At 51.0% G+C, this 11,149-nt stretch carries 5 protein-coding genes; all 5 read left to right on the top strand.

The genetic code is table 11. The features are described from left to right. Nucleotides 1-462: 462 nt before the first annotated feature. On the top strand, nucleotides 463-1,686 hold the full coding sequence (locus RDM37_RS08070) for a DUF4876 domain-containing protein (protein WP_308556587.1): 1,224 nt from the start codon (nucleotides 463-465) through the stop codon (nucleotides 1,684-1,686). 95 nt (nucleotides 1,687-1,781) lie between these two features. Continuing rightward, entirely contained in the window at nucleotides 1,782-4,601 is a 2,820-nt protein-coding gene (locus RDM37_RS08065) for a TonB-dependent receptor (protein WP_308556585.1), read from the top strand. Between the two features lie 6 nt (nucleotides 4,602-4,607). Continuing rightward, the gene (locus RDM37_RS08060; RefSeq protein ID WP_308556583.1) at nucleotides 4,608-6,284 is read left to right on the top strand and encodes a DUF6850 family outer membrane beta-barrel protein; all 1,677 of its coding nucleotides are present in this window, start codon (nucleotides 4,608-4,610) and stop codon (nucleotides 6,282-6,284) included. 66 nt (nucleotides 6,285-6,350) lie between these two features. Next, nucleotides 6,351-7,919 carry a hypothetical protein gene (locus RDM37_RS08055; RefSeq protein ID WP_308556581.1) on the top strand — a complete coding sequence of 523 codons (1,569 nt, stop codon included), beginning with the start codon at nucleotides 6,351-6,353 and terminating at the stop codon, nucleotides 7,917-7,919. Nucleotides 7,920-7,946: 27 nt separating this feature from the next. Further along, the coding region (locus RDM37_RS08050) for a hypothetical protein (protein WP_308556578.1) at nucleotides 7,947-11,149 on the top strand (3,203 nt) is incomplete at its 3' end.

The following is an 11,149-nucleotide window of genomic DNA, read 5'->3' as shown; positions in this document are numbered from 1 at the left end:
GGTGGAAAAATTCTTCGGACTTATGATTTCATTCTTCCGAAGTTTCATTTGATTCCTCCGAAGTTTTATTTCTCGCCTACGTGAAGACTTTTTGTTTCCCACGTAGCTATTGGGGATTTCCTCGTGAGAGATCCGAATCCTTGCAAATATCGGAAGTACTCAGTCTGGCTGTTGGCTGTGTACCTCCTGACAGAGCGATTATAATGCGTCAGCCCTGTTGCCCCTCCCTCTCAATTGGAATTGGGCTCGAATTGTCGGTCGTCTGTACCCCCTATTCTGCGCATGTCTCACTCCATCTATTTAGCTATCCCAGAGGCTGTAAAATACCTAAAGATAGGGTTGTAGAGCGTCTGTAGGCTCTCTACCTTTGCAAAGGATTTCGGTGGAGGAACGGCTTAACTTGAGCACATGCTCGCTGAATCCAGAAGTTTATAAAGCACCAAATAAATCAATCCTAAGACAATGAGAATACCTAAGTTTACATCAATCACACTAGTGCTGATCGCACTCTCCGCCCTCATACTGGGTGGCTGTAAGGAAGATCCGAATAACCCAAATCCAAATAAAGGCACACAGTGCAAAGTGACTGTGCAGCTGGGGCTAGACAAGGAGGTCGAGCTCGCCAAGCTCATGCTCACCGTCACCGATAGTCGCACGCTCAAGAAGAGCGAGACGGAGGTCGACAAGAAGAGCCGTACCGTAGAGCTGACACTCGACAAGGGCACCTATAGCTTTGCCGTATCGGGTGAGACTGTGGATCATCGCACACTCGTTGGGGCTAAGGAAAACGTCGTCGTCAGCGATGCTATGACGCTCTCCATACCAGTCCAGATAGGTGAGGCTCCTACGCCAGAAAAGACTCAGCTCATCTTTGGTGACATCTTCTTCAATGGCGAGACCAATGGTCGTATGATGCACCCAGATCAGTACTTTATGATAGTCAACAATGGGGAGAAGACCGAGTACCTCGATGGTATCTGCTACGCTGTGACTGCTCATGGTAACCCAATGCCAGAGACTCCCTGGACTAACTATCTAGCAGACAAAGGGGAGCTACCCGTGGCTGGTATCTATCAGTTCCCTGGTAGTGGTAAGGAGTATCCGATCAAGCCTGGAGAGTTCAAGATTGTTGCTGCTACGGCTATCAATCATCATACCGAGGATAAGCCAAACTCTGTAGACCTCTCAGGAGCTGACTTTGAGTTCCTCTTCCCAGAGGTAGAGCTTCCTGCTGGAGATGGCAAGACAATCAAGATTACAGACACGGACAACCCCGATGTGCCTAATATGAATATCATCGTAGACTGCTTCTCTAGTACGGGTATCGCACATCCTAGAGGCTTTTGGCCACCACTCCTCTTTAAGGTGGAGGGCGATCTAAGAGCATTCCTTAAGGATCATGTCATGCAGGTGACTAATAAAAAGGGCGAAACGGAGAACTACTACACCATCCCTGTAGACCTTATCCTAGATGGCGTGGAGACGGGTTGCGAAGGACAGTTCAAGACGCGTGCGCTACCGATTACGGTAGACAAGGGGAACTTCTTCGTGACGGGCTGTCACCGTCAGGAACTAGCACATCGCAAGACCGAGATGCGCAATGGTCGCACCTATTGGATCGACACCAACGACTCGACCAACGACTACGAGCGTGTACAAGGGCAAAACGCTTATCCTAAGAAGTAGGGGGCTCCTTAAGTCCACCATATCGTAATTATCTACCGTAGGGGGGCGTGCATAGATACGTCCCCCTACCTAACCTTACTGACCGCTCACACACTATGGCTATGCTACACAGACATACGCTACTGACGCTCATCACGCTTTGGCTCTTGCTCCTACCTGAGCTCAGCCTAGCCATGTCGTATACGACTCCTCCGCCAGCCATCGGCATCACAGGGCGTGTACGCAATGCTAAGGACCATGCTCCTATCGGATGGGCTACAGTAGGGATTAGTGAGACCAATCAGGGTGTAGTCTGTGATGCTGATGGTCGCTTTACCCTGCCTCTCCGACAGGGGGGTACCTACACACTGGTGGTGCGCTGTGTCGGCTTCGCATCGTATAGTCGCACGCTATCGGTCCAGGGGCTAGAGCAGATTGACATCTCCCTACGTAGGCTGAGCATTGAGCTCCCTGAGGTGGAGGTGCTGGGCGCCTACCGCAAGGACAAGAGCGAGGTGGTCATCGGTCAGGAGGCTATGCAAAACATACAGCCAGTATCGATAAAAGATATCTTGCTCCTCCTCCCAGGTGCTGTGACTACGACGCCTGGCATAGGAGACTTCAAGGGGGTGACCAATCGTCAGGTAGGACAGGACGACAATAGCTCCCTCGGCACCTCAATCATGATTGACGGTGCTCCTATTACCAACGATGCCTCTCGTGTGCAGATGCAGGGGCTGACTGGTATGAGTCGCTTCTCGACCTATCTGCCAGATCGGGTGGTCACGAGGCGTAGCTCGCTCAACTCGGGGATCGATCTGCGTACGCTCTCGACCAATCACTACGACCGTGTTGAGATAGAGCAGGGTATCAGCTCCGCCTCTGAGGGTAATCTAAGTAGTGGAGCGATCAAGCTACACCCTAAGCGTGGTGTGACGCCCTGGGAGGGGCGTGCCAAGGTAGACCCGCTCTTTAAGTTAGCTTATATAGGCAAGGGTATAGCTCTCGGCTCTACGGGCTACAACAGTCTACACATTGGCGGCGATGTGGTAGACTACCGGAGTGATCCTAGAGAGCGTCTAGAGCGCTATACAAGAGCTACAGCGCAGCTCTCCTACGCCTATCATAGAGACCTAGGTGACACTGGCGGTGTGCTAGACGTGACCGCTACGCTACACCAGACCGCCTCTATACAAAACAGTCGCACGGACGAGCTGGTAGAGCAGCAAGATGAGCGATACAATACAGAGTACTACCGCACTACACTGGTGGCTAATGCTCGCTGGTCGCCTCAGCTCTCGTGGCTCAGGACATTGTCGTGGAGATCGACGGTGGACTATACCTACGACCTCCTCAGTCGTAAGTATCTCTACCTATCTGGGCGAGGCCCCGCGGTCATGCCTATCAGTAGGGAGATGGGACTACAAGAGGGTGAGTTCCTCCCCACCTCTTACTATGCTTACTACAAGATGGACAATCAGCCCTTAGCACTTCAGACCACACTATCGGGTGAGAGTCCTATGGCCTGGCTGGCTCCTCTGCAGCAGACACTACTATATGGTGTCGACTACTCCATTGCTAAGAATTGGGGCCGAGGTGCCGTCATAGACCCTTCCCGCCCTCCTTATCCTGGTGACAATACGTTTATATGGGTTCGTCCTAACTATGCCATCCCAGCGCTCTCGAATATAGCAGTCTTCCTAGAGGATCGGCTCTACGTCTCACTAGGTCGTCACCGCATAGATGGCAATGTGGGGCTACGTGCCACGCAGATGCTCAATCTACCGGACAACTATCGTCTAGCGCACGAGATACTCCTCGACCCACGCATCAAGCTCTCGTGGACCTATACGGCACCCTCGGGCTTTGCCACGGCTGTGCGCCTAGGATATGGTGTGGCACACAAGCTCCCCACGCTAGACTACCTATATCCAGACAACGTCTATCGATACTTCTCCGCTCTTAACGCCTACTACAGCGACCCTAAGAGAGATCACTTGATGACTTACGCGATCAAGCACGACCCCTCCAACCCTAATCTAAGGGCTATGAGCAATGAAAAGAAGGAGATCGGCATAGACCTCTCTTATCAGCGCTATACGCTCGCTGTGACGCTCTTTCAGGAGGATATGAATAGTGGCTACGCCTACGCTCCAGCCTATTATCCGATCACTTATCCTACCTACCGCCGTCCTATCGGAGGCTCGCTCCCTGCGGGTAAGAGGCCTGTCAAGGAGGACTTCTATGAGGACCTTTACCAAGACTTTACCTCGCTCTCAACGGTGCAAAACTCTGAGCGAACGGTGAAGCGCGGCATCGAGTACCGTCTGCGGACTCCTTACTTTAAGGCTATCCGCACGCAGTTTGAGCTCAATGGTGCTTACTACCACACGCTATACGCCTCTGCTATACCCGTTATGTACCGCCCGGAGATTATCGAGTTCGACGTTAAGTACCCTTACGTAGGTATCTACGGTAAGGGGGATCATCGTCACTATCACCGTATCAATACCAATCTATGGGCTACAACGCACATCCCCGAGTGGGGGGTGATACTGACCAACTTCTTTCAGGTGATATGGTTTAGCAAGTCTTACTATGGGCGTGAGCAGAGCCCTTATCCCTATGAGCTGATGGACCTGAATGGGCGCAAGCTACCTGTGGGTGAGAAGGAGATCGCACAGATGAATGACCTCTCCTCTCCGATGCGCTACCTCAATAGATCTCTCGATGAGCTCTACTATCGGGCGAATATAAAGCCGATATCTGTGCGTATGAGCTTCAAGGGTACGAAGCAGCTAGGCGAGCACATCCGCCTCTCATTCTTTATCGACAACATTATAGACATCTCTCCAAAGTATCTGCAAAAAGACAAGACGACGGCTCGTGAGTGGGTCGTACCTTACTTTGGACTAGAGACCTCCGTAAAGTTTTAGCACACTATGTATCTACACGCCTTTACCCACTCCTCTCTATCTATCCGTAGCTTCGCCCTTTGCTTATTACTGCTCGGCTATGTAGCGGTCACAAAGGCGCAGACGCCCGCTTCCCCCTTTATCATAGGGCAAGGAGAGGTCTATAGCTCTGCGCTCCAGAGGTACTATGAGGAGATCACACCACGAGCTGAGGATAAGCTTGCTAAGGTACGCTACACAATCCCGACGGAGATACCGCAAGACACGACGTATGCTCTCGTGGGGCTACGGAGTAACTACCTCTCTCAGGACGGGGTCAGAGCTCCTTACGAGGGAGCCACAGAGATCGCTGGAGAGCTGGTGGCGATGGGTGTGGCAAACTTCAAGCATCGAGGTCGTCTCAGTGGCTATGTCTCTGTAGGTTTAGGCTATCAGGGAGCGATAGGCTACTCAGCCATACGACAGCCTGAGTACTACCTGCCATACCTTGTCGCTGACACTTCTGGCGGTGACTATCGCTACGAGCATTATATCGCAGGCGCTCTCTATGCGCTCAGACGAGGTGCCTCAGAGCTGGGTGCTGGGCTACACTTCGCTGGGGAGATAGCCTATAAGTACGAAGACCCTCGTGTCTACAATACGACTGGTACTCTCCAAGCGACCCTAGGCTACAAGCATCACTTTAGCTCGCTAGATCTATCGGCTACGCTACATGCGCTCTATCATCGTAAGTATATGAACTTATGGCTCTGGAAACCCTCACAGCAGGACAAGTTCCCGCTAACGTACGGCTTTGGGATGGTAGATGTGCAGAATACTAAAATCTTCTTTGGCACCTCTCGTATGCACTATATGGGGGGTGTGGCGGTAGACCTATTATTAAGGAGTAGACAGCGAGAGCTCGGAGCTCCTCACTATACGCTCTTACTCTCTGACCAACTCTACAAGATGCGGACGGAAGAGTCATCCGCTGCTGGGCTCTTCGGGCTCCTTAATAATAATGTGAGACTGCTCAGTAGTATGGGGTGGGGCAGGTGTACCTTGGCTCTAGAGAGTACCATACTACATCGTCTAGGTACCGAGTATATCTATGCGACCCATCAGCCAGACCAAGAGCATCTCACCATCACAGATCTACGCCAGATCGGTCAGCGACAGACCTATCGGCAGGCAGACTACGACGCTCAGCTCAGAGGACGCTACCAGATCCCCCTCTCTTCTAGACATCAGCTAGCTCTCTCCCTCGGCGGGGGCTATCACTATCATCAGGAGCTTTACAAGGGGAGCTCTAATCACATAGACTATAGTGTCGTGAGACCCTGGGCGGGCTGTGACTATCGATACAGCGATCGTCTCTACACGGCTCTCTCCGTGGCGTATCGCCTACCGCTCTCATCGACCTATGTCGTGGAGCGTGGCTACAAGGATCAGCTCGACTACCAGCTAGCTTACCTGCCTCTACTGAGTAAGCTCAAGTCTGGTCTAGAGCTTAGATGGCATGGTCAGCTATCCATACCACTGCCACGTAGCCAAGCGATGACCATAAGCGTGGATGCCTTCTACGCTCCTAATCGACTAAGCACAAGACGACCTCTCTACGAGGGTAGACCGACTACTACCTCGGGTATATTTAGCCACCCAGAGCTGATCGGGGAGCAGGCACGCTCCTTCGGAGTGCTCCTCTCCTTGACTTACCATATCTAATTCCTTTGCTTCTGCGCGTCATACCTATGGAGAGCAACTATTAAGCCGATAAACCAACTATAAGCTATGCACAAGTATATACTCTACTTCGTCTTACTCCTTCTACCGCTGACAAGCTTTGCTCAGCAGCGCGAGGCCATCAAGATTACCACAGACAAGAAGATAGGCGAAACCATAACTCTCAATATCATTGCCAATGGAGATATTACCATCGAGGGACTAAAGGGTGTCTACGATCCAGCCGAGGATGTCTCTTATGAGATCCAGTCTCAAGAGATTACTTTCACAGGACCGATCACTGACTTCAACGCCAATGGGTGTGGCATTACAGACATAGATTTGTCTCGCGCCTTGTCGCTGGAGTGGCTCGCGATCAATGACAATAAGATACGCAAGCTGAACCTATACTACTGCGACTATCTAGCGCAGCTCCAGTGTGCTAACAATCTTATTAAGGAGTTAGACCTCACGCTAAATGAGCAGCTACAGCAGGTCTTTGTGGACAATAACTATCTCAAGCAACTAGATCTAAGCAACTGTCCACAGCTCTCCACGCTCAATTGTAGTGGCAACATGATCTCCACGTTAGACTTTGCTAATTGTCCCTTCCTCAACCAACTCTTCATCTACTCCAATAGGTTTATGTCCGAAGGGATAGACAGCCTCATCGCTCATCTGCCCAATCTGACACCTAATGCACAGCGAGGCTCCATCGTGGTCTTAAGTAAGGTGGATCCTTACGAGCAGAACACCATCACCCAGGAGCATATCAACCAGCTACAAGCTAAGGGATGGACCGTCAAGTGTCGTACTAGTAGTGACATCTACCAGCCCTATGACAACAGCCTCCCTGCAGATCGCTCGGATCTGTCCTTTACGACCTTTTATCCAGAGATAGAACTCGGCGAGCCTATATCCTTCACCATACGAGTCAAGGAGGGGACGGAGCTCCTCATGCGAGGGGTCAAGGGGGAGTGGCGCAATGGAGAGCGCATCCAGTATATACTAGATAAGCCAGCCATCACAGTGCGAGGAGCTATCGAAGAGATCGTAGCTGACAGCTGTAAGATATCAACGCTCTTTCTGGATCAGCTACCTATTGCTACCCGTCTAAGCTTTGCAGGCAATCAAGTAGAGGAGATGTGCTTTAGGACTATGCCGAGACTACGCTCCTTCATCTGTAGCCAGGGGCATCTATCAGAGGAGCTCGTGCAGCAGATCGTAGATGGGCTACTGATGATCCCTGAGTCTGAGAGTACAGCTATACTAGGTATCTATGATGACTCGGTAAGACCTGAGACAAATCAAATGCGTCCCAAGCAAGTCGCTGAGGCTAAGGCTAAGAGATGGCAACCCTCCCAGTGGGATGCTTCCTCTCACACATGGATACCCTACGAGGGGGATCACAGAGCATGCGAAGCTCCTCTTCAGACGGAGCCTTACCAGTGCTTTGTCGAGGGAGCTGGCATAAGGGTCAGAGGAGCAGAGCTACCCTACAAGACGCTCACCATCTACACGCTAGATGGCACACAGATCTTACAGACTACACTTACTCAAGCTGACAGCTATATACCTCTATCTAAAGGTGTCTTCATCCTGCGCATAGGTAGTAGTAGCCGTAAGCTCATCATCTGAAGTTGAATTTTTAATCAAATATAATCTATGACAAAACGAATACTTTACCCGATTGTCTTTGCCCTGCTTCTCCTCTTGGGAGGATGGGGCAGTAAGGCAAGTGGTCAGTCTAGTGGAGCGACTTATGCCGTCCGCTACACCCTACCCAAGGGTGTCTCTGACCTAAGATGTGTTACCTACTTACCCTCTGAGGGCAAGGTGGTAGTTACCCCAGGACGCAAGCTCCCTGCTGGCACACCGCTTACCTTTACGGCAACTGTAGAGGCTGGCTATGAGATCGACCACTGGATGGTCAATGGTGAGCTCGCCCAGCATGAGCCTGAGGCCTATGGAGGTGCCAAGAAAATGAAGATGGAGATGCCCCAAAAGGACATTGATGTCGTCATCGTTATGAAGCAGTCTGCGACAAGGCTCCGCAGCTCAGAAGAGTGTATCGTCACATTAGAGAGCTCCGCTGGAGGACATCTCTCGGCACTCTATGTCGACTTTGATCCATTCGAACAAGAAGAACAGGACGTTTATGTAGAGAGCGGCGATGCCGTACCTAAGAACATCACGCTCGAAGTGAATGCGATACCTGATATGGGGGCAAAGATCGGTAAGTGGTACCAAGATGATGTCGCTATAAGTGGATCAGAGGGCAGCTCTCGACAGACCTTTGTAATTCGTAAGGATACAAAGATTAAGGTAGACTTTGAGGCTTCAGCCACGCCTTTTGAGGGCTATATTGTAACACTCCCCAATGAGTCTCCTGAGGGGACCATAGCTGCCTATTATGAGGATGATAGCTATAATCATGTATCTCTTCAGGCTGGAGAAAACAAAGTCCCTAAGTGGAAGTTTGTCTTCCTCACAGCTATGCCTAAGGCTGGATACGAGTTCTCCTATTGGACCTTCAATGGACAGCGGAATGATGATCTCATTATGAAGTTGTCTGACAATAGCTGTAAGTATGAGCCTGATGCAGACGTAACCATCGGAGCCGTCTTCAAGAGTACCGCTCCTGCAGGGCACAAGATTACGCTTACAGCTGGTGAGGGAGGTACGCTCCAGTGCTTCCTATCTGATGGTACAGAGGTACAGTCTGGCAGCACTGTCGATGACGGTGTAGCGCTACGGTTCAACGCTAAGCCTATGAGCGGTTACAAGACAGATCAGTGGACGATCAATGGCGAGCCATTTGCAAAGGGCAAGGGGCGCAACACTATCATCCAAAAAGCTGACAAGGACCTCAATGTCGAGGTCTCCTTCCTCAAGGACATAAAGCTTTACACTGTCGAGTACATCGCTGGTGAGGGTGGTACTATCGCTGCAACGGTTGGTACTGATGCAAAGGCTATCCAGAGCAACGATCAGGTAGAGCAGGGTGCAGTTATTACCTTTACCGCTACACCTCAGGAGGGCTATGAGCTAGACCAATGGATGGTCAATGGCAATCCCGCCGTCGCTGGTGCCGACACGAAGATCGAGGGTAATAAGCTCATCGTCACTCTAGGCGACCAGGACCTCAAGGTCGAGGCTACCTTCAAGAAGCTACCCGTCACCTACGAGGTTACCTACTCTGCTGGTGAGGGTGGAGATATCATTGGAGCTACTTTCAATGGTCGTACGACCATACCTAGTGGCTCAAAAGTAAATGAGAATGACTACATGCGCTTTACTGCGAAGCCAAACACAGAGCAGGGCTACAAGGTCGATCAATGGATTGTCAATGGTGAGGTACAGAGCCTGCTCGCTGGAAGACCTTATATCATGTGGCAGATTAAGGCAAAGACCGATGTCAAAGTCACCTTCAAAAAGGAGCAGATGTATGAGGTCGACTACAAGCCAGACAATGAGTGGGGAACTATCGAAGCCTACTATTACGATGGTGGTCGTAAGGTAGCTGTAGAGCCCAAAGCCAAGATTAAAGAGGGCACCTTCGTAGAGTTTCAAGCTGCTGTCAAGGATGGCTATGCCCTAGATGCATGGACCAACAATGGTGAAGAAATCCCAGTAGCTGATATTGAGACCCTCAAGGCCAGCATCACACTGCGAGCTAACGCCGTCATTGATGTCAAGTACCATAAGCTAGTTGTCAAGCATACCGTCACCTTTACCGCTGGTGAGGGTGGTACTATCGCTGCAACGGTTGGTGCCGAGGCTAAGGCTATCGAGAGCAACGATCAGGTAGAGCAGGGTGCGGTCATTACCTTTACCGCTACGCCTCAGGAGGGCTATGAGCTAGACCAATGGATGGTCAATGGCAAGCCTGCCGTCGCTGGTGCCGATACGAAGATCGAGGGCAATAAGCTCATCGTCACTCTAGGCGACCAGGACCTCAAGGTCGAGGCTACCTTCAAGAAGCTACCCGTCACCTACGAGGTTACCTACTCTGCTGGTGAGGGTGGAGATATCATTGGAGCTACTTTCAATGGTCGTACGACCATACCTAGTGGCTCAAAAGTAAATGAGAATGACTACATGCGCTTTACTGCGAAGCCAAACACAGAGCAGGGCTACAAGGTCGATCAATGGATTGTCAATGGTGAGGTACAGAGCCTGCTCGCTGGAAGACCTTATATCATGTGGCAGATTAAGGCAAAGACCGATGTCAAAGTCACCTTCAAAAAGGAGCAGATGTATGAGGTCGACTACAAGCCAGACAATGAGTGGGGAACTATCGAAGCCTACTATTACGATGGTGGTCGTAAGGTAGCTGTAGAGCCCAAAGCCAAGATTAAAGAGGGCACCTTCGTAGAGTTTCAAGCTGCTGTCAAGGATGGCTATGCCCTAGATGCATGGACCAACAATGGTGAAGAAATCCCAGTAGCTGATATTGAGACCCTCAAGGCCAGCATCACACTGCGAGCTAACGCCGTCATTGATGTCAAGTACCATAAGCTAGTTGTCAAGCATACCGTCACCTTTACCGCTGGTGAGGGTGGTACTATCGCTGCAACGGTTGGTGCCGAGGCTAAGGCTATCGAGAGCAACGATCAGGTAGAGCAGGGTGCGGTCATTACCTTTACCGCTACGCCTCAGGAGGGCTATGAGCTAGACCAATGGATGGTCAATGGCAAGCCTGCCGTCGCTGGTGCCGATACGAAGATCGAGGGCAATAAGCTCATCGTCACTCTAGGCGACCAGGATCTCAAGGTGGAGGCTACCTTCAAGAAGCTCATCGTCAAGCATGCCGTCACCTTTACCGCTGGTGAGGGTGGTACTATCGCTGCAACGGTTGGTGCCGA

The organism is uncultured Porphyromonas sp. (genome assembly GCF_902489635.1).
Classification (GTDB): domain Bacteria; phylum Bacteroidota; class Bacteroidia; order Bacteroidales; family Porphyromonadaceae; genus Porphyromonas.
This window is presented reverse-complemented; position numbering and strand designations above follow the sequence as displayed.

Bases quoted from the DNA above. Each gene is read 5' to 3' on its own strand.
- RDM37_RS08070 (WP_308556587.1), top strand. From the start codon at position 463: ATGAGAATACCTAAGTTTACATCAATCACACTAGTGCTGATCGCACTC.
- RDM37_RS08065 (WP_308556585.1), top strand. From the start codon at position 1,782: ATGGCTATGCTACACAGACATACGCTACTGACGCTCATCACGCTTTGG.
- RDM37_RS08060 (WP_308556583.1), top strand. From the start codon at position 4,608: ATGTATCTACACGCCTTTACCCACTCCTCTCTATCTATCCGTAGCTTC.
- RDM37_RS08055 (WP_308556581.1), top strand. From the start codon at position 6,351: ATGCACAAGTATATACTCTACTTCGTCTTACTCCTTCTACCGCTGACA.